Consider the following 20038-nt stretch of genomic DNA (forward strand, 5'->3'; position numbering starts at 1 on the left):
ATGAAGACCATCATCAGCAATGCCACCTTGGTGGATGGAACAGGAACAGACCGGCGCCGTGCGGACGTCCTGCTGGACGGTGCGGTGATTGCCGCCGTCGTCGACGCCGGAACGCTCGACGCCGGTTCCCTCACCGACAGCGGTGCGGACCGCGTCATCGATGCCAACGGCCTGGTCCTGAGCCCGGGTTTCATCGACATGCACGCACACTCGGACCTGCAGCTCCTGGTGAACAGGGACCACTACGCCAAGCTGAGCCAAGGTGTCACTACCGAACTGCTGGGCCAGGATGGCTTGTCCTACGCGCCCGTGGACGAGGCCACGCTCGCAGGTGTCCGCGAGAAGATCGCCGGCTGGAACGATAATCCTGCCGACTTTGACTGGAACTGGCGGACCGTGCGGGAGTACCTCGACCGGCTCGACGCGGAAGAAAATGGTGGCCGCATCGCTACCAACGCCGCCTACCTTGTTCCCCAAGGAACCGTCCGGGCCCTGGTTATGGGCTTCGCCGAAGGTGACCCCACGCCGGAACAGCAGGGGCAGATGCAGGACATCATTCGCACGGCGATGGCGGAAGGTGCGGTGGGAATGTCCTCGGGCCTTACCTACACGCCCGGCATGTATGCCCAGACCGAGGAACTGGCTGGGCTCTGCCGAACTGTGGGCGAGCTCGGCGGTTTTTACGCGCCGCACCATCGCTCCTACGGCAAAGGCGCACTGGGTGCCTACGCCGAGATGATCGGGCTGAGCCGCGACACCGGCTGCGCACTCCACCTGTCCCACGCCACCATGAATTTCGCGGAAAACAAGGGCCGCGCAGGGGAACTCCTCGACCTGATCGACGAAGCCCTGGACCACGGCGTGGACATCACCCTCGACACCTACCCGTATCTTCCCGGTGCCACCACGCTGAGCGCGATCCTGCCGAGCTGGGCGTCCTCGGGCGGGACAGAGGCCACCCTCGCGCGCTTGGCCGATCCCAGTACCCGCGCACGCATCCGGGAAGCGGTGGAGATCTACGGCTCCGACGGCTGCCACGGCGTGGTGGCCGAGTGGGACACCTTGGAAATCAGCGGCGTCCAGAACCCGGCGCTCGCCGGCTACGTCGGCCGGACCATCAGGGACATCGCTTCAGAGACCAGCCAAGAGCCGTTCGACGTCTTCGCGCAGATCCTCACGGAAGACCACCTCGGTACCGGCATCCTCCAGCACGTGGGCCACGAGGAAAATGTCCAAGCCATCATGAAGCACCGCACTCACACCGGCGGCAGCGACGGACTCCTGGTCGGCGCCAAGCCACACCCACGAGCCTGGGGCACGTTCCCGCGCTACCTCGGCCACTACTCGCGGGACCTCGGACTCTTGAGCCTCGAGGATATGGTCCATCACCTCACGGGCCGGCCCGCCGCACGGCTCAAGCTCCACAACAGGGGCCTGGTCCGCGAAGGGTTCGCAGCCGACGTCGTGCTTTTCGATCCGGAAACCGTCCGCGACGAAGCCACTTTCGAGAACCCACGCCAGGCCGCCAGCGGCATCCAGTACGTCTTCGTCAACGGCACGGCAGCGATCGACCGCGGTCAGCCCACCGGTGCCCGCGCCGGCCGTGCCCTTCGTCGCAGCAGCGGCGGCCTCACCAGAGAAGGACAGCATGACTCCTGAACAATTCCTCCAGCAGCTCGAAGCCGACCGCACCTTGGCTGTGGTTCGCGCCCCGTCCATCACGGACGCCGCGGATCTTTGCCGGGCACTGTCCGACGGCGGCATCCGCAGCGTCGAACTGACATTCACCACCCCGGATGTGCTCAAGCACGTGCAGCGCGCAGCGGAGACCGCGGCGGAGCATGGTGCCGTCGTCGGAATCGGCACCGTGCTGACTGCTGACCAAGCCCGTGCAGCGATCGACGCCGGCGCGCAGTTCCTGGTGACGCCCGGCCTCCGCCCCGAGGTGGCGGCCGTTGCAGTCGCCGCCGGGATCCCGTTCAGCCTCGGTGCCATGACCCCCACGGAGGTGGCACAGGCCTTGGAACTGGGCTCGGCTGCCGTCAAGATCTTTCCCGCCCGCCAGCTCGGCCCGGCGTATTTGAAGGACCTGCAGGGCCCGTACCCGGGCATCCGCTTGCTGCCTTCGGGAGGCATCGACGCCTCGAACGCCAAGAGCTACCTCGACGCCGGTGCTGCCGCAGTCTGCTGCGGCACCAGCGTGGTCCCGCCCGCAGCCGTTGCTGCAGGTGACTGGGCAGACATCGCGGCACGTGCCGCAGCCTTCACCGGCACCCTCAAGTAGGACTTACCCAGAAAGACTCGTCATGACTGAATTCCTTGAATGGCTGCGGCACGACACCGCCGGCCTGCTCCTCCTGGCAGGTGCCGGCATCGCCCTCCTGCTGTTCCTGATCATCAAGGTCAAGCTCGAACCGTTCATCGCCTTGGTGGGAACCGGCGTGATCGTGGCTCTGGTGGGCGGGATTTCCGTGGAGGCCCTGGTCGGTTCGGCCACCAAAAGCAGCGACGCCCTCATTGAGAAGGGCTTCGCCGGCATCCTTGGCCACATCACGGTGATCATCGGCCTCGGTACCGTTCTCGGTGCCATTCTTGAGCGCTCCGGCGGTGCTGAGGTGCTGCTCGGAAGACTGGTGAAGATCTTCGGTGAAAAGGGCACCCCGCTGGCCATGGGTATCACCGGCTTCGTGCTGGGTATCCCCGTATTCTTCGACATCGGCATTTTTGTCTTGGCACCGCTGGTTTACGTTGCCGCAATCCGTGGCGGCAAGTCGCTGGCTCTATACGCGCTGCCGTTGTTGGCAGGCCTCTCAGTGACGCATGCGTTCCTTCCACCGCATCCCGGCCCCGTTGCTGCGGCCGGACTGTTCGGCGTGGACCTCGGCTGGATCATCCTCATGGGCCTCATCTGCGGTATTCCTGCATGGTTCGCTTCGGGCATCCTGTGGGGCACCTGGATCGGCAAGCGCGTCATGATTTCCGTCCCGGAGGACCGGATCGTCCCCGAGGCTGAAGAAGCCAAGGGCCACGAACCGTCCATCGGGCTGGTCCTGCTGGCCATTGGCTTGCCCATGATCCTCATCCTCGGCGGCACCTTCGGCAACATCTTCGCTCCCGCAGGCACGTTCCGCGATGTCCTCCAGTTCTTCGGCAACCCTGCTATCGCGCTGACCGTCGCTGTGCTCCTGGCTATGTGGCTCCTGGGAATCCGCCGCGGCATGACGTCCGCCGAACTCAGCGAAATCACGGGTTCCTCATTGCGTCCCGTGGGCATGATCCTGCTGGTTGTTGGTGCGGGTGCCTTCTTCGGTGCCGTCCTTTCCGCCACCGGAGTTGGCAAGGCCGTGGCGGATACGTTGTCCCAGGCCGGGCTTCCCATCATCCTGTCCGCATTCGTGATCAGCGCAGGCATGCGCATCGCCCAGGGCTCAGCCACCGTTGCGATTGTTACCACCGGCGGCATCCTGGCTCCAAGCCTTGCCTCGGGATACTCGCAACCGCAACTCGCGTTGATCGTGGTGGCCATCTCCTCGGGTTCCATCATCGCGAGCCACGTGAACGACGGCGGATTCTGGATCATCTCCAAGTACTTCAACATGTCAGTCAAGGACACCCTGAAGACGTGGACCGTGCTGGAAACAGTGCTCTCCATAGTGGGCTTCGGTATGGCGGCGCTGCTGTACACGTTCGTGAGGTGAGCTTCCGGCGCCCTACCCAGGTGGGCTGGCGCCAGGTGGGCTGGCGGCAACCAAGCCAAGTGGCGGCGTCGTGCGTTTCCCTCCGCGAGCCTGTACGGTCACCACCCACATTGAAATGACAACGGCCTCGACACGCCTAAGAAAAGGGTGTGTCGGGGCCGTTTTTGCGTCAAAGAAGGTGGTGGCGGCACGCGGTGCAACCCTCGATTGAAGGGTGCAAACCGTCGCTTAAACAAAGAGCTCCGGAGTGCGTTATTGGGGGATACGCACTCCGGAGCGGTCTTTGAGCAGGGGCTCTCGCCGTCCTGCAGTAATTACTCTACGTGCCGTGCGACGCCTTCGCCACCACCTCGAATAAGTACTTTCGCTTTAGTTTTTATGGGCAGCTAGGTGGCTCTTCTTTTGGGGCACAATCAGCACCGGACGCCGTTGGTGATGACTCAGCCAGGCTGCTACCGAGCCGTTCAGGGCTTCGGAAATCCTGTGCCCCAGCCCAGGCTCGGGGGTCCCTACGATGATCATTGAAGCGTCAATGTCCGAGGCCAAACGGCCCAGTGCGCGGGCAGGATCCCCGGCGAGCAAGCGCAACGTCCAATCCGCCGTGCCACCGCCCATGGCCTCCGCGATGGTCTTGCCAAGATCACCACGGACTGCCGCGATGTCCTCGTCATCCTTTTCGGGATGCAGCGACATCCGGTGTGTCTCGCGCGAGGGGTCCCACTCCACCAGGTAGCTGGCCTCATCCACATACGCACAAACCAGCGGCACGCCCAATTGTTCGGCGAGAGTCCTGGCAGTCTGGAGGACTTCCACATGCTGATCCGGCAGCACTCCGACCACCAAGGGAATCCGTCCGCTGAAATCTTCCGCAGCCATACCTTATTGTTGCGCTGCAGCGCGTACTTGAACAGCTACTTGTGCTCACTCGAACCCTTGTAGACGTTCCTGACGCGGCCTACGGTTAATCCGGGCTCACGGCTCATCCGAAGGAAGGCGGTCCGCGATGGAAATCTACATGTGGTGGCTCGATCTGCACTTGGACAGCAAGGAATGGCTGCGCGAAAACCTGCGCGCAGAAGAGCTGCCGTTACAGGTGATGCAGCACATTGCCGAGGCCGGCGGGCCTCATCCGGACAAGGTCAGTGGTGTGCTGACTACGGCGGACTGGGACTTCATCGAGACTCAGTCGGAGTTCGTGGACTGACAGAGTTCGTGGAGTTACGGGGCCTTTCCTCATCGGGATGGCGGTTCCCCGTGAACCAACTAGGCGCAGCTGGCGGCTGGCCGGGTGGCCGTGACAATAACCTGGGCGGCAGTGTCCGGACCCAGCGACGGGCTCTCCTGATACTGGGCAACCGTCTGAGCTGGCTTCTGCTTGGCCCTCATCCGGAGAAGCGCTATGGCTGAGATCAGGAACCACGCCACGTTCGTCACCACGGAGGGCCACGCTCCATGTAGTGTGCCGTTGACGATAAAGGCGCACGAACCAAAGAGATTTACGGTCTGGAAGGTGCTGCCCGCCTGTAGCCAGCCCATGGACACCGCCATATAGCCGCCGAGCATCGCCACTGCGCCGGCCCAACCGGCAATTTCGAACAGCAGTTCCATGGGAGTCCTTTCAGGATTTGGGCATCCGAATGAAGCCGACGGGCGGCGTTCGATTCGGGATGCGGGCTTGATTCGGTAGTCGGCATTGGGCGACTGAATCGTGCTTTTGAGTCAATATTGAGTGAGGAAGTCATTTAGTTCAATTGCAATATTCTGAAGCCGGTGTTTAGGAGTACTTAACATGGAGATGGATCCGCGTCGGCTGCTTGTGCTCCTTGCCGTCGCGCGCACTGGAGGCGTCCTTGCGGCAGCTGATGAATTGCGGATTACGGCGTCCGCAGTGTCGCAACAGCTGAGCAAACTCGAGAACGAGGCAGGGCAGGCGCTACTCCTCCGCACCCCCAAAGGTTCAGTGCTCACACCTGCAGGCTTGGCCATGGCGGAGGCAGGGGAAGAAATAGAACGGGCGCTCAACGTGGCCCGGGCCCGGATGCAAAGTGAGGTCAACATCGCGGGAGTGGTGCGGGTTGGCGGATTCACCAGCTTCATGCGCACCGTTGTAATCCCGCGACTTCCCGAATGGCGCAGCCAATACCCCCAGTTGCAGATCCAGATCGTCGAGGACGGCTTTCCAGCCCTGATGCGGTTGCTCCGGCAGCGTCAGCTAGATGCTGTGGTGATCGAACAGGATTCGACGGCGGCAGAGCAGCGTCCGATGGCGGCCGGAATGGTCCAGGAACCCCTGCTCGACGAGCCATGGAAGCTTGTGGTTCCCGCAGGAACCTTGCTGGGAACGGACAACATTGACCTGAGCCGCTTGCACTTGCCATGGCTGGGAGTCGAGCCATCAGCGGCCAACACTGCAGTACTTGGGCGCCTCCGTCACTCGACGGGGGCACGGATTGAGACTGTTCATCAGTATCACGACACACTCACCGCGCTGGCACTCGTCGCTGCTGGTGAGGGGGTTGCGATTGTGCCCACCCTGGCGCTGACGGGCGTCGTCCATGACCAGGTGGACATCCTGGATGTTCCTGGCTTGGGAACCCGGCACATCGCCTTGCGGAGGTTCGACCGGAGAAAGGCCGCTAGCCTGCCCTTGGACACGGTGGCCCGCCTGCTTCGGGAGTCTGCGGCTGCCTTCGACACCCGCTCGGGTGCCTGACCTGTCCCGCCTTGAAAGGCAGGACAGGCAGGACCGGTCAGGCAGACGGCACCCAGACAGTCGTCAACTAGTTCAGCGCAGGTGTATCAGTAGGGACCACGCCGGAGCCGTAAAGGTCAGTGGCCAGATCCCGAAGGGCACGCAACGCGACCCGTTGGGTGAAGGGACCATAGGACACGCGGGCAACACCAAGTTCCTGAAGCTCAGCTGCCGGAAGGGCGCCGGGCGCGCCGATCACGGAGAGCTTCCCGTGGCCGAGGCCTTCAACCAGAGGCTCGATGACCTCACGGGTCATGGCACCGGGCACGAAGACCAGCGAAGCACCGGCGTCAAGGAAGGCGCGTCCCCTGGTGATGGCGTCCTCAATGCTGTCCTTAATGGGACGGTCCCCGCCCCGGGCAATCGCGTCTGTGCGTGCATTCAGCTGGAATTCGACGCCTTCGTCCGCGGCGGCAGAAATGATGGCCTGCACACGGGCAACAGCTTCGTCGAAGGGCCGCAAACGGTCTTCAACATTCGCCCCAACGACGCCGATCCCAATCGCCCGGCGGATGGTCTCGGCAGGGTTCTCGTAGCCATCGTCCAAGTCGGCAGTGACCGGGAGGTCCACGGCGTCGACGATTCGCTTGACACCATCCAGCGCGACGTCCAACGGCATCGTTCCGTCGGCATAGCCAAAGGCCGCAGCAATGGAATGCCCTGCTGTGGCGATGGCCTTGGTTTCAGGAAGTTCTGCAACAGTGCGGGCACTGACGGCGTCCCACACATTAACCACGCTCAGGATTTCCGGTGCCTCGTGCAGGGCTTTCAGCTGTTGTGCACGTACGTTGGTGTTTGCTTCAGTCATCGTTGATCTCCATCATCGTTGTTCTCAGTCATCCACGGGTGGGAACTCTCACTTGCCACCCACAGCCTAGGCATAACGTCACACAACGCGATACCAAGCGCTTGCGGACACGGAACGCCCTACCCTCACTCGTGACTTTCTCCAAGCTCCGCACGGCCACCGCGGGTGTTGTTGAGGATCTCGTTGCAGCCTTCGAGTCCCTGTAAGTCTGCAAAACGGGCCATAAGAACAGGCTACGGGTGAGGCCCGACACTATGCGCCGTATGTCCATGACTACGGCCCGGTGAAACTAAGGCAGTGAAATTTCCGCTGGGTCTGCGCCAACAACCCTGTTACGTCCCTGGGCCTTGGCGCTATATAGCGCGGCGTCTGCCACCTTGATCATGAAATCCAGGTCTGGAGCCTCAGCACCAGTGGAAGTGACGCCATAACTGACTGTGGGAAACGGCAAACCATCCGGATCTTCCATTGCGGAGAGACGATGGCTGATCTCCGAGGCGATGGCTTCGGCCCGCTGTTGCGTCGCCCCGGGCAGGAACAGGATGAATTCTTCTCCGCCGTACCGTCCAACAAGGTCGGTTGACCTAACCGAAGCGGTGCAGGCCTCGGCGAAGGCACACAACGCGGCGTCCCCGGCCGCATGTCCGTGTTCATCGTTGACGGCTTTGAAGTAGTCGAGGTCTGCCAGGATCAAGGCACCACCTCGTTGGCCTGCCAGCTCATCGGCAGCCAGGCCAAGGAAGGCGCCCCTGTTCAGCAGGCCGGTGAGATGGTCCCGTTCGGCGCGTTCCCTGAGTTTTCTGATCAGGTGGTTATTGCTGAGCGCGTTCATGGTGAAGGACAGCGACACCAGGAAAATTAGGTGTACCAGGGCCGCCGGCGCATAGCCGAAGACGGTTTGGAACAAGTTCCCATCATGCCCTTCCAGCACAAACGTGATTGCCCGGCCCAGGTAGTACAGGGAGGTAAGTGCGGCGGTGAGGGCCAGGAACTTGGTCGCCCGGGTATGGGTTGATTTCGCGAACCACATTTCTGCCGCGGACACGCCAAGGCCTGCCGCTGTCAGGCCCAGATAGACCAAACCACCGGACCAGAGACTGGATTCCGCTGTGTCCAGCACCGACGCAACGTAGGTGATCAGGGGTGCCGGTGCCAGCTGCCAAGCGCTGATTTTACGGTCCCGAAGTTTTCGTGCTCCTGCCCAGACGCTGAATGCTCCGGCGACCACTAGCGCTTTGCCGGGCGGATTGGCCCACGCCAGTAAGGAAGTTCCGTTGAGTAGGAAGGCGCAATTTCCGGCAAAGAAAAGGCACAGGGACGCCCGCCACCAATCGGTGAACGGTGACCGGAGGCGCCGGGAGGAGACACAGGAGAGAACTATCAGGGTTAGGATGACGGCCGCGAGGACCATTCTTACGGAGAACGGGTCCAGGACTATCGTTCCCTCTTGCATGGAGGCTGCAATCATGGCGTGGTCCTGCTACCGGCCGACCACCGCGGAATTCCCTTTTGTTGGTCTCATGGCTCTTTGACCTCGCAAAACATGTATTCCCCCAGTAAGTTGCTGCGGCCTTTTGACCGCGAACCACAGTCAAGCACGTTTCTTCCAATCAGTGGACAACGGCCGCCACATCACGGGAAAAAGTTTTTCTCGATTTTCGCGTCACGATTCGGGGTTTGGCCACACTGTAACCGTGAGGAGGATTTTATCCGGAAACCAGACTATCCACATAGGGCAGAAAACCGTTGCCACCCACACGCCCTGATGGTTCGATGGGGACCATGGCTACTGCAGAGAGTTACGTCATCGCGATCGGGACCAAGAAAGGCCTGTGGCTGGCAAACAGCCCGGACCGCAAGGAATGGTCCCTCTCCGGCCCGCACTTCCTGATGAGTGAGATTCCAAGCATCGGGATAGACACGCGGAACGGCAATACACGAATCATGGTTGGCGTACGCTCCGAGCACTGGGGTCCCACAGTGGCGCACTCCGACGACCTTGGCGCCACATGGACCGAGCCCGAGCAGGGTGCCATCAAATTTCCGAACGGCACAGACGCCGCGCTGGAACGCATTTGGCAGATATACCCCGACGCCGACTCCCGACCAGGCGTGGTCTGGGCCGGGTGTGAGCCCATTTCGGTATGGAAATCAACCGACGGCGGCGAACACTTTGAGCTGAACCGCGGACTTTGGGACCACCCCCACCGCAGTGAGTGGGGCGCCGGGTACGGAGGAGCGGCCGCGCACTCCATCGTGGTTGATCCGTCAGGCGAGAAGGTCCACATCGCCATGAGCACGGGCGGCGTTTACAGATCGCTCGACGGCGGTGCCTCCTGGGAGCCCCGGAACAAGGGAATTTCGGCCTACTTCATGCCGGATCCAAATCCCGAGTTCGGCCAGTGTGTTCACAAGATCGCGGCGGATGCCGCCGTCGAGAATCGTTTATATGCGCAGAACCATCACGGGGTGTACCGCACGGACGACGGCGGCGAGAACTGGGATTCGATCGCGGACGGGCTGCCGGCGGATTTTGGGTTCGTCATGCTGACCCATCCGCGCCGCGAGGGCACCGCCTGGGTGATCCCGTTGAAAGCGGACGGCGAACGCATCCCGCCGGACAGCAAGCTCAGCGTCCACCGCACCGACGATGCCGGCGGAACGTGGAAAGAACTGCACACAGGCCTCCCTGACCACGAATACAACGCCGTGCTCAGGGACGCCGCTTCCGTGGACACCGCCGAACCTACTGGCGTTTACTTCGGAACCCGCGGGGGAGCCGTGTATGCCAGTGCTGACGAGGGCGAGACATTTACTGAAGTGGCCTCGCACTTGCCGGACGTGCTGTGCGTGCGTGCCGCCGTCGTGGTTGGCATACCGGCCGGCACCGAAGAAAAAGCCGACGCCCCGGTGCTTGGGTAGGCCGGTGGTGGCTGACTTTACGGTCCTGTTACCTGGTGTCCTGCAGCCCCTCGTTGGCGGACAGTCCTATCTGACTGCGTCCGCCGACGGGGCTGTGACCGTTGGACAGTTGCTGGACACGGTAACCGGAGACTACCCGGTGCTGGCCAGGCGTTTGCGTGATGAAACCGGGGCGCTGCGCCGCTACGTGAATATTTACGTGAACGGTGATGAGATCCGGCGTGTGAAAGGTCTTGATACGGAGGTCGCGGCTGGCCAGGAGGTTTTGATCATCCAATCCGTGGCCGGCGGCTGAGAGGGGTTTGGGGTCAATCCGGATCAGGCGACGCGCCAAACACTGCATTCGTCAGTATTGATTGCCTTCCGCATCCCGGAGGCGTGGTCCATGATCCACACCACGCCGATGCCCGGCGCCGTTTCCTGAACGCACCCGCGGCGGATCACTACGTCATCGTAAGCGGGACCTACGGACAGGCGGGCTTCGATCTCGTCTCCGCGGTGGAGTTGGCTGATAGCACGTATTCGTGTTGTGTGAGGGGTGGCTACCTTCAGCATGGTTTCCTCCTGGCTGGAGCTTGTGCCTGCACTTGCCGGCTATTCCAGTGTGGCGCGGCAATGTTGCCACGGTATTTCGTCCCGGTTAGGGTCCCGTTAGCATTCCGGGATGGTTGAGTTTCCAAGCGGCCAGCCCCGCCTGCCGGGCTCGCCGCCTACCCGGTTGTAGCCTGATCTCGGTTCTTGAGACTCACAGGAATCACAAGCTCCGTCCCCGGGGAGATCAAATGGGTGTGCTACGGCGAACAATCGCGTTGTCTACAGGCTTGGTGGTGTTTGCTACCGGCCTGTTTTTCGTACAAACCCCCGCGACGGCGGTGCCGTTGCCCGGGCCGGACAACCCCAATGTCCAGTTCGTGGAGGGAACCCCGCACTCGGAGCATACGTTCGAGGTACCCCCCGAGCTCGCCACACCGTTCAACACATCGCCCGACGCCGGCCCGGCGGCTGTGGGGCCAAGCGGCGACATCCGGGTGCGGCTGGTCACTGCCAAGCTGGCAGACAACACCAATACGGTGTCCATGACTGGCGCTGAACAGGCTGTCGCCGCGTCCAGCAACTATTGGAAAGCGATGACAGCCAACAAGCTGTCCATGACAGTGAACAGCAAGGTTGCCGGGCACCAATCCAAGGCGAAGTCAACGGATAGCTACAGCACCATCATGTCCATCATTACCAGCGAGCTGAAGTGGACGGCGAGCCCGTATACGGCGCTGGTAATTTTCATTCCTACATCCACTCTGTCCGGAAACGCCCTCGGAGCCGGATATAGCAGCGGAAGCTATAGTGGCCGCGTTCTCCTGCCGCAGATCAGCGGGTTCACGAACAACGTGATGAGCCACGAGTTCGGGCACGTCATTGGCCTCATGCATGCGGACGCGTTGCAGTGCGGCAGTGGAGTGTCCGACGTCGGGGTTGACGGCAACGGACGGTTCACGGATCCTTCCTGCTACATCCGGGAGTACGGCGACACCACGGACATCATGGGGGCAGCCCAATTCGCTTCGCCCGTGATCAGCAGCCCGCTGTGGGACTACGCAGGATTGGGCCGTGGTGATGAAATCCGTGATGTTGGCGTCGCTACGGGCGCCAAGACCTACACGCTTAAACCGTGGGGCGGGACCGAAGCACAGCGTGCCATCAAGTTCACCGATCCCATCAGCAAAGAGGTCTACTACCTTGAGTTGCGGCAGGCCGCAGGCTATGACAGTTACCTCGACGACTCGGGAAGGCCGGCCGGAAACAGGGGTGTCAAGATCGTCCAGCGCGGCGGAGCCACCATAGCTTCGTCCCTGATCCTCATGCCGTCCACCAAGCCGTTCCCGGAACCTTGGTACGCCAGCAACCACGCCTGGCAGGCCGGCAGCACTTTCACCACCTATACCGGCACCCAGGTGACCATCAATTCGGTGTCCACCACATCGGCGTCGGTCACTATCTTTGCCGATCCCAAGCTCACGGCGAAGGTCCGCTTCTCGGCGGGCGACTTCGACGGCGATAGGCTAGCCGATGTCCTCTCCCGTGAGGCTGACGGCTCCCTGATGCTCTACGCAGGGCTGCCCGGCAACAGGCTTGATAATCCCCGGAAGATCGGCTCGGGGTGGAACATCTTCGACACCATGACGGGCATTGCGGACTTCAATGGCGATGGCCGGGGCGACATCCTGGCCCGCACCAGCGACGGTGTCCTCTGGCTGTATCCAGGTGATGGCAATGGTGGTTTCCTAGCGAAACGGCAGGTCGGATCCGGTTGGCAGGGCTTCTCGAACCTCATTGGCGTGGGGGACTTCGACGGCGATGCCCGGCCCGATGTCATGGCCACCAAGCCCGATGGCACTCTGTGGCTCTACCCCAGCGATGGTCAAGGGGGCTTCCGTGCATGGTCGCAGATCGGTTCGGGCTGGAACGGCTTCACCAGCATCACCTCCGACGGTTCCTTTGGCGGTGCCGGAGCCGGCCTGCTCGCACGGGCAAGCGATGGCACTCTTTACCTATACCCCGGCAATGGTTGGGGTGGTTTCGCGCCGCGTGTCGCCGTCGGAAGTGGCTGGAATGCCGTGGGCGACATCGTGGGCGGGCAAGACTTCACGGGTGACACGCGCTCCGACGTCCTGACGGTGACATCGGCAGGAACCATGCGCCTCTACCCGGGCAGCGGCTCAGGTTTTGCCGAACGCCTGGCCATCGGGGCCGGGTGGAACCAGTTCAGCCAGGTGTGGGAGGCGGGAGACTTCGACGGCGATGCTGTCGCTGACATTCTGGCGCGCGGCACCGACGGCGTCCTGTGGCTTTACCCCGGGAATGGTTCGGGCGCTTTCCTGCCGCGAGTCCAAATTGGTTCGGGCTGGGGTGCGTTCAATTCGGTCCTCACTGCAGGCGATTTCGATGGCGATGGCCACCCGGACCTTGTGGCGCGCACGTCCGACGGGGTGTTGTGGCTGTACCCGACGGATGGTCGCGGGCAGTTCCTGGCCCGAAAGCAGATCGGCACAGGGTGGCAGGGGTTTACCCAGATGCTCGCACCGGGCGATTTCTCCGGTGACGGCAAAGCGGACCTTGTGGCGCGGGCTGCCGATGGAAGCCTGTGGCTCTACCCGGGTAACGGCGTTGGAGGTTTTCAGCCGTGGCGGCAGATCGGCACCGGCTGGAACATCTTCAATTCCGTGATGCAGGGCGGCGACTTCAACGGCGACGGCTGGGAAGACATCATGGCCCGTGGAACAGATGGCTCGCTCTGGCTCTACCCGGGCAACGGCAACGGAGGCTTCCTGGCCCGGGTGGCCATGGGAGCTGGATGGAACATGTTTAGTTCCTTCGCGGCCTTGGGTAATGCCTTCACCGGGACGGGCAATCCTTCCGTGGTTGGCGTGGCCGGCAACGGCGCACTATTCCTCTACACAGGCACCGGCCGGGGGGCGTTCCAAACGGTGGTGCTGGACCCGCGATAGTTCCTGATTTCCGTGCTCCAGGCCCGGTTGCCGGGAAGGAGCTCAGGGTTTTCTTAGTGCCGGGGTGCTTAGTGAACTTGCTTGTGCAGGCCGAGCTCCGTGGTGGGAGTTTTGGCTGATTCGCGGGCGGTCATGGCCGAGACAGCTGCGATCACACAGATCACCGCGGTGAAGATGGAGATCTGGACCCATCCGCCGGGCTTAGTGCCACCCAAGGCTGTGACGATGGCCGGTGCGAAGCCTGCCATGAGGAAGCCCAACTGGGTGCCAATTGCCAAACCGGAGAAGCGGACCTTGGTGCTGAACATTTCGCCGTAGAAGGACGGCCATACGGCGTTGGCGGCGGCGTATCCGAAGGAGAAGAACACCACGGAGACCAGGAACATCAGCGGCACGTTGCCACCTTCGAGGGTCAGCAGGAACACCGGAGTCATGATGGCGCTGGAGAGCGCTCCGTAGATGAACACTGGCTTGCGGCCGATCTTGTCCGAGAGCATGCCGAACAGCGGCTGGGTTCCCAGGGCAACAACGTTGGCTGCAACCACCAGCCAGAGCGTGATGGTGCTGTTGACGCCTGCAACATCCTGGGCGTATTTGATGGCCAATGTTCCAAAGACCGTACTCACCGCGGCGATGAAGGCGCAGCAGACCACGCGGAGGACATCGCGCCAGTGCAGCCTCAGGAGATCGGCAACAGGCAGCTTGGAGATCTCATTGTTCTTCTTGGCTTCCGCGAAGGCCGGCGGCTCGTGGAGGGTGCGGCGGATGAAGAAGGCCACCAAGACAACTACTGCGCTGAGCCAGAACGGAATGCGCCAACCGATGCCGTACTTGATGTCGTCAGGCAGTGCCACCACAGGAATGAACACCAACGCAGCGAGGATCTGGCCACCCTGGGTGCCGGTGAGGGTCCATGAGGTGAAGAAGGAGCGGCGGTTATCCGGGGCGTGCTCCAAAGTCATGGAGGAAGCACCGGCCTGCTCACCAGCGGCGGAAAGTCCTTGGCAAAGGCGGGCAACTACCAGCAGGATGGGTGCCCACCAGCCAATGGTCTTGAAGTCCGGGAGGCAGCCAATCACGAAAGTGGCGGCCCCCATCAGGATCAGCGTGAACATGAGGACCTTCTGCCGGCCAATGCGGTCACCGAAGTGGCCCAGGATCACGGCACCTACAGGACGTGCGATGTAGGCGAAACCGAAGGTCGCGAAGGACATGATGGCCGCGTTGGCATCCGCGGAGGGGAAGAAGACGTGGGGGAAGATCAGGGCCGCGGCAGAACCGAAGATGAAGAAGTCGTAGTACTCGACGGCGCTGCCCAGGAAGCTGGCAAGCGCGGCTTTCTTGGGTGTTCCGGCGGTGGTTTCAGTGCCTGGCGTCGCTGACGGCATTGTTTGGCTCATGGGTGTTCCTTCTGTGACGACGATGTCGCGGATCTGGCTTCTGTGGGGAGACCCAAGCGAGGTGCGGCCGGTCGATCCCTGCACAAGTAACCACATGGTGAGAGCTACTTGTGCAATACAGCAATACTGGCTGTGAGTGGGGTCACTTGTCAAGAGAAGTCGCCACCATCTAGAAATAGCTCTCACTATATGAGAGCATCGAGACATGAGTGTGAAAGAGGACACAAAGACCGACATGGTCGGCAAGGCCTTGAGCCTGTTGGTTTTACTGGGCAATGAACCCCGCGGGGCGAGTGCAGCGGACCTGGCGAGGAGTGCGAACCTCCCCTTCAGTACCACCTACAGGCTGCTGGGCTCGCTGACGCGCGATGGGTTTGTGGACTACGAGCCGGATGGGCGCCGCTACCACCTGGGTTTGCGTGTCTTCCAACTCGGTCAGCGCGTCTCGAATCATCATGGCTTCGCGGCCACCGCGCTGCCGGTCCTCCAGCGAGTTACCGAAAGCACGCATGAGGCCACGATCTTGTCCGTTCGTGACGGCAATCATCACCTCACCGTGAACAAGGTGGATGGCCCCAAGACCTTTCGCGTCACGAGCGACCCCGGCCATCTTGGCGCGCTCCACACCACTTCGGTGGGCAAGGCGATCGTCGCGTTCGAGGATGAGATTGAGCGGAAACGGCTCCTCGAAGAGCTTCCCCTGGATCCCTTGACCGACCGCTCGATCACCGACCGTGACAAGTTCCGGGAGGAAATCGAGCAAGTCCGCCGTCAGGGCTACGCCGTGATGGATGAAGAAAACGAGATCGGCATGCGTGCTGTCGCGGTTCCGGTCCTCAACTCCCAGGGGCACGCTTTCGCGTCGCTGGCCACCGCAGTGCCGGTGTTTCGGATGTCCATGGAGGAACTTATCGCGCACGTGCCCACGCTTCAGGAAGCTGCGGCTGAACTCGCCGCCCGGCTGCCCCAGCGATGACCTCCTCGTTGCGTGGCCCGCTCTGCGCGGCAAACTCCCGGAATGCACCGCAGAGTAGGCCTTGCAACCTCGGCCGCCTTCGCTGTGAGGCCCGCTCTGCGCGCCAAGCCCGCGGCGGAGGGCGCAGAGTAGGCCCCGCAACGAGCAGCCCCAACGCACATTGTTCGCGATAAGAACAGGCGTGCGGAATATGAACAGTTGTAGTAATCTAAAAAACACCCGGGAGAGCAGGCGCCCCCAGAAAGCGCCTGAACCCCGCGGTGCTGAAGTCAAAGGAGCTTTAGGATGAGCAACCGAGCCGAGTCCGTTCTGGTGGGCCTCATAGGCGAAGGCGTCATGCCCTCGCTGACGCCGCCCATGCACGAACGCGAAGCCGATGTGCAGGGCCTTCGCTTGCTGTACCGCCCCGTCGACCTGCTGGAACTCGCCTTGCCCGCCACCGCCGTCGGGGACCTCCTCACCGCAGCTCAGCGCATGGGCTTCAACGGCCTGAACATCACGCACCCTTGCAAGCAGCTGGTGCTGGAGCACTTGGACGAAATTTCCGATGACGCCCGTCGCCTGGGTGCCGTCAATACGGTCCTGATCCAGGACGGCCGGTTCATCGGCCACAACACAGACTTTTCGGGTTTCGGCTCGGCGCTCGCGGACGGACTTCCCGGCGCAAAGTTGGACCGCGTGGTCCAGCTTGGCGCAGGCGGAGCCGGTTCCGCCGTCGCGTACGCGCTCCTCAAAGCCGGCGTCAGCGCGCTGGACCTCGTTGACATGGATGCAGCTCGCGCTGCGGAACGTGCCGCTGAACTCGGCGGGCTCTTCCCTGAGGCCACTGTCACTCCGCGCACTCCGACGGAACTCGGTGGGATCATGCCCCTCGCCGACGGCCTGGTGCACTGCACACCGATCGGCATGGCCGCCCACCCGGGACTGCCTCTCGACGTGGAGCTGTTGGAGCCGCGCCACTGGGTGGCGGACATCGTCTACCGCCCCATCGAGACGCAACTGGTGCGCGAAGCCCGCGCCAAGGGCTGCGATGTCCTCGACGGCGGCCGCATGGCAGTCGGTCAGGCGGCCGACTCCTTCAAGCTCATCACGGGACGCGAACCAGACCGTGACCGTATGCGCGCACACTTCCTGGAACTGATCGCGGTGGAAGACGCGGCGGCCGCCCCCGCCCTCGCGAAGGCAGCACACTGATGCGCACCGGAATCGCCACGGTCTGCCTGTCCGGCACGCTGAAGGAGAAGATGCAGGCCTGTGCCATCGCGGGCTTTGACGGTATTGAGATCTTCGAGCAGGACCTGGTCACCTCGCCGCTCAGCCCCGAAGACGTACGGAAAATGGCCGCAGATCTCGGCTTGGGCCTTGATCTGTACCAGCCGTTCCGGGATTTCGACGGCGTCACCCCGGACCTGCTCAAAGCCAACCTCCGCCGGGCGGAGGCCAAGTTCAAGCTCATGTCCCGCTTGGGTATGGACACCATCCTGGTCTGCTCCAACGTCGCAACGGCCACCATCGACGACGACGACCTCAGGGCCGGGCAGCTGGCCGAACTCGCCGGGTTGGCCGGGGATCACGGCGTCAAGGTTGCCTACGAAGCGCTGGCCTGGGGCAAATACGTCAACGATTATGAGCACGCGTACCGCTTGGTGGAGATGGTGGACCACCCCAACCTCGGCACCTGCCTGGACTCGTTCCACATCCTGTCCCGCGACTGGGACACGGCGCCGATCGAGCAGATCGACGCCGAAAAGATCTTCTTCGTCCAGGTGGCCGACGCCCCCAAGCTCTCCATGGACGTTCTGTCCTGGAGCCGCCACTACCGCGTCTTCCCGGGCGAAGGCCAGTTCGAGCTCGCCAAGTTCATGGGCCACGTCGTCCGCGCCGGCTACACGGGCCCGGTGTCACTTGAAGTTTTCAACGACGTCTTCCGCCAGTCGGACACCGAACGCACGGCCGTGGATGCCATGCGCTCCCTGATTTGGCTGGAGGAGCAGAGCGCCAAGTGGCTCGCCAGCACCTCCGCTGAAGCTGGAAACGAATCAACAGCCGCGTCCCGGCGTCGTTATCCCATGGAACTTGCCACCCTGCCCAAGGTGAACGAACCCGCCGGCTTCAACTTCGCCGAGGTCAAGGCTGACGACACCGCGCAGTTGGAGAAGCTCCTGGGCCAGCTCGGCTTCGAGTTCGAGGGCCGCCACCGCACCAAGGACGTCCAGCTCTGGACCATGGGCCAGGCCCGCGTGATCATCAACGAGCAGGCGGCATCGCACGCAGAACCGGCTATCGCCGCTTTGGGGTTCGACGTCGACTCTCCAGTGATTGCCTCCGCTCGCGCCCAGCAACTCAAGGCGCCCGTAGTGGCTCGAAAGGTTCAAGCTGACGAGGAGGTCTTTCAAGGCATCTCCGCCCCGGACTCCACCGAGATTTTCCTCTGCCAGGGCAGCCCGGATGGCACCGCCGCGTGGACCCACGAGTTCGGCGAAGGGCTGGAACACTCTGCAGCACAGCAGAACGCCGTCATTGACCACGTGAACCTCGCCCAGCCTTGGCAGCACTTTGACGAAGCTGTCCTCTTTTACACCAGCGCCCTTGCCCTTGAACCGCAGCCGTTCGCCGAGGTCCCCAGCCCCAGCGGACTGGTGCGCTCGCAGGTCATGGAGACCAGCAACGGTGCCGTCAGGCTGGTGCTCAACCTGGCTCCCGCCCAGCAGGCCCAAAATGCCCGCAAAACGTACCAGGAACACATCGCCTTCGCTGTGGACGACCTCGTGGCCACTGCCCGGTCTGCCCGCGATCGAGGCCTCGAGTTCCTGCAGATACCGGCCAACTACTACGAGGACTTGGACGCCCGGTTCGATCTTGAACCCGGATTCCTGGCCACCCTCAAGGACCTGAACCTCCTGTACGACCGGGATGCCAACGGCGAATTCCTCCACTTCTACACAGCCACCGTGGGCAGTGTGTTCTTCGAAATGGTGGAACGCCGCGGCAACTACGACGGCTACGGGGCGCCCAATGCTCCCGTGCGCCACGCCGTCCAATACGACTCGCTCCACCCGTCATAAAACCTGAAGCAACAATTCAACCCATCGAAAGGAGCCGGCCGTGCCGCAAGAACAGACCGCACAAGCGCTCGAATCCGAGGAACTCGTGCCGCCCGCAGAGGCGCACGCCGCGCACGTTTCCCCCAAGAAGGTGGAAACCCAAGCGGACCTCAGTGCTGAGATGAAAGGCATCAGCGACCGCTACGCCGAGGCCCTGAAGAACGGCCGGGGGCCGGAAACCATGCCACGCCTGGACTACGCGCCGTACCGGAGCAGCATCCTGCGCCACCCCACCAAGAGCCTGCACCACGCGGACCCGGAGACCATTGAGCTCTACTCGCCCGCGTTCGGTCACCAAGATGTCCACGCGCTGGAATCCGACCTAACCATCCAGCACAACGGCGAACCCCAAGGTGAGCGCATCATCGTTGCGGGCCGTGTCCTTGATGGCGACGGGCGCCCGGTTGCCGGCCAGCTCGTGGAGATCTGGCAGGCCAATGCCTCCGGCCGCTACATCCACAAGCGCGATCAGCACCCCGCACCGCTTGACCCGAACTTCACCGGCGTCGGCCGTTGCATTACCGGTGACGATGGCTCGTACAGCTTCACCACCATCAAGCCCGGCGCGTACCCGTGGAAGAACCACCTGAACGCGTGGCGTCCGGCCCACATCCACTTCTCCATGTTCGGCTCGGAGTTCACGCAGCGCATCGTCACCCAGATGTACTTCCCGGGCGACCAGCTCTTCCCGCTGGACCCCATCTACCAGTCGATCGTGGACCAGGACGCCCGCGACCGCCTCGTGGCACAGTACGACCACGAGCTGACCAGCCCGGAGTGGGCGCTCGGCTACAAGTGGGACATCATCCTGACGGGCTCCAAGCGGACCTGGACGGAAAACGAAGCATACGGCGACGCCGGGGACGAGGAGTAGG

General features: G+C 62.7%; 18 protein-coding genes. 12 read left to right on the top strand and 6 right to left on the bottom strand.

The window, feature by feature from the left end:
* The 3 genes from RIF72_RS07470 to RIF72_RS07480 are packed head-to-tail and all read left to right on the top strand — an operon-like array spanning position 1 to position 3698.
* Positions 1 to 1659 carry a D-aminoacylase gene (locus RIF72_RS07470; RefSeq protein ID WP_309074203.1) on the top strand — a complete coding sequence of 553 codons (1659 nt, stop codon included), beginning with the start codon at positions 1 to 3 and terminating at the stop codon, positions 1657 to 1659.
* Complete coding sequence (locus tag RIF72_RS07475; RefSeq protein ID WP_309074204.1) at positions 1649 to 2284, top strand: bifunctional 4-hydroxy-2-oxoglutarate aldolase/2-dehydro-3-deoxy-phosphogluconate aldolase; 636 nt, start codon at positions 1649 to 1651, stop codon at positions 2282 to 2284. Before RIF72_RS07470 ends, RIF72_RS07475 begins: the two co-directional genes overlap by 11 nt.
* A 22-nt stretch (positions 2285 to 2306) precedes the next feature.
* Positions 2307 to 3698: a gluconate:H+ symporter gene (locus tag RIF72_RS07480; RefSeq protein WP_309074205.1), complete on the top strand. Its 1392-nt coding sequence runs from the start codon at positions 2307 to 2309 to the stop codon at positions 3696 to 3698.
* A gap of 369 nt (positions 3699 to 4067) precedes the next feature.
* Here RIF72_RS07480 and RIF72_RS07485 read toward each other — a convergent pair whose 3' ends face one another.
* On the bottom strand, positions 4068 to 4574 hold the full coding sequence (locus RIF72_RS07485) for a universal stress protein (RefSeq protein ID WP_309074206.1): 507 nt from the start codon (positions 4572 to 4574) through the stop codon (positions 4068 to 4070).
* A 127-nt stretch (positions 4575 to 4701) separates the two neighbouring features.
* On the opposite strand from RIF72_RS07485, the gene RIF72_RS07490 reads away from it, so the two are divergent.
* Complete coding sequence (locus RIF72_RS07490) at positions 4702 to 4902, top strand: hypothetical protein (RefSeq protein ID WP_309074207.1); 201 nt, start codon at positions 4702 to 4704, stop codon at positions 4900 to 4902.
* Positions 4903 to 4961: 59 nt separating this feature from the next.
* Here RIF72_RS07490 and RIF72_RS07495 read toward each other — a convergent pair whose 3' ends face one another.
* Entirely contained in the window at positions 4962 to 5306 is a 345-nt protein-coding gene (locus RIF72_RS07495; protein ID WP_309074208.1) for a YgjV family protein, read from the bottom strand.
* Positions 5307 to 5487: 181 nt separating this feature from the next.
* Between RIF72_RS07495 and RIF72_RS07500 the strand changes: the two genes are divergently transcribed.
* Positions 5488 to 6411, top strand: coding sequence for a LysR family transcriptional regulator (locus RIF72_RS07500; RefSeq protein WP_309074209.1), 924 nt, complete (start codon positions 5488 to 5490; stop codon positions 6409 to 6411).
* A gap of 67 nt (positions 6412 to 6478) precedes the next feature.
* Here the strand turns inward: RIF72_RS07500 and RIF72_RS07505 are convergent, their stop codons facing one another.
* Positions 6479 to 7258, bottom strand: a complete 780-nt coding sequence (locus tag RIF72_RS07505) for an isocitrate lyase/phosphoenolpyruvate mutase family protein (RefSeq protein WP_309074210.1) — start codon at positions 7256 to 7258, stop codon at positions 6479 to 6481.
* A 289-nt stretch (positions 7259 to 7547) separates the two neighbouring features.
* Positions 7548 to 8726, bottom strand: a complete 1179-nt coding sequence (locus RIF72_RS07510; RefSeq protein ID WP_309074211.1) for a GGDEF domain-containing protein — start codon at positions 8724 to 8726, stop codon at positions 7548 to 7550.
* A gap of 305 nt (positions 8727 to 9031) precedes the next feature.
* On the opposite strand from RIF72_RS07510, the gene RIF72_RS07515 reads away from it, so the two are divergent.
* On the top strand, positions 9032 to 10180 hold the full coding sequence (locus RIF72_RS07515; protein WP_309074212.1) for an exo-alpha-sialidase: 1149 nt from the start codon (positions 9032 to 9034) through the stop codon (positions 10178 to 10180).
* A 7-nt stretch (positions 10181 to 10187) separates the two neighbouring features.
* The gene (locus RIF72_RS07520) at positions 10188 to 10475 is read left to right on the top strand and encodes a MoaD/ThiS family protein (RefSeq protein ID WP_309074213.1); all 288 of its coding nucleotides are present in this window, start codon (positions 10188 to 10190) and stop codon (positions 10473 to 10475) included.
* A gap of 23 nt (positions 10476 to 10498) precedes the next feature.
* Here the strand turns inward: RIF72_RS07520 and RIF72_RS07525 are convergent, their stop codons facing one another.
* Positions 10499 to 10735 carry a hypothetical protein gene (locus RIF72_RS07525; protein WP_309074214.1) on the bottom strand — a complete coding sequence of 79 codons (237 nt, stop codon included), beginning with the start codon at positions 10733 to 10735 and terminating at the stop codon, positions 10499 to 10501.
* A 227-nt stretch (positions 10736 to 10962) separates the two neighbouring features.
* On the opposite strand from RIF72_RS07525, the gene RIF72_RS07530 reads away from it, so the two are divergent.
* Positions 10963 to 13683 (top strand): VCBS repeat-containing protein, encoded by a 2721-nt coding sequence (locus tag RIF72_RS07530; protein WP_309074215.1) that lies wholly within the window; start codon positions 10963 to 10965, stop codon positions 13681 to 13683.
* A 68-nt stretch (positions 13684 to 13751) separates the two neighbouring features.
* Here the strand turns inward: RIF72_RS07530 and RIF72_RS07535 are convergent, their stop codons facing one another.
* Entirely contained in the window at positions 13752 to 15083 is a 1332-nt protein-coding gene (locus RIF72_RS07535) for an MFS transporter (protein WP_309074216.1), read from the bottom strand.
* A gap of 205 nt (positions 15084 to 15288) precedes the next feature.
* On the opposite strand from RIF72_RS07535, the gene RIF72_RS07540 reads away from it, so the two are divergent.
* The 4 genes from RIF72_RS07540 (at position 15289) to pcaH (ending at position 20037) form a co-directional block, all read left to right on the top strand.
* Positions 15289 to 16059: an IclR family transcriptional regulator gene (locus RIF72_RS07540; protein ID WP_309074217.1), complete on the top strand. Its 771-nt coding sequence runs from the start codon at positions 15289 to 15291 to the stop codon at positions 16057 to 16059.
* A gap of 285 nt (positions 16060 to 16344) precedes the next feature.
* A complete protein-coding gene (locus RIF72_RS07545) occupies positions 16345 to 17253 on the top strand; it encodes a shikimate dehydrogenase (protein WP_309074218.1) in 909 nt (302 codons plus the stop codon).
* Positions 17253 to 19124: a TIM barrel protein gene (locus RIF72_RS07550; protein WP_309074219.1), complete on the top strand. Its 1872-nt coding sequence runs from the start codon at positions 17253 to 17255 to the stop codon at positions 19122 to 19124. The genes RIF72_RS07545 and RIF72_RS07550 overlap by 1 nt, the downstream gene beginning before the upstream one ends.
* A 40-nt stretch (positions 19125 to 19164) precedes the next feature.
* The gene (gene pcaH, locus RIF72_RS07555; RefSeq protein WP_309074220.1) at positions 19165 to 20037 is read left to right on the top strand and encodes a protocatechuate 3,4-dioxygenase subunit beta; all 873 of its coding nucleotides are present in this window, start codon (positions 19165 to 19167) and stop codon (positions 20035 to 20037) included.
* The last annotated feature ends 1 nt before the right edge of the window (position 20038 follow it).

The sequence above is a fragment of the Paenarthrobacter sp. genome, assembly GCF_031180005.1.
Classification (GTDB): Bacteria; Actinomycetota; Actinomycetes; order Actinomycetales; family Micrococcaceae; genus Arthrobacter.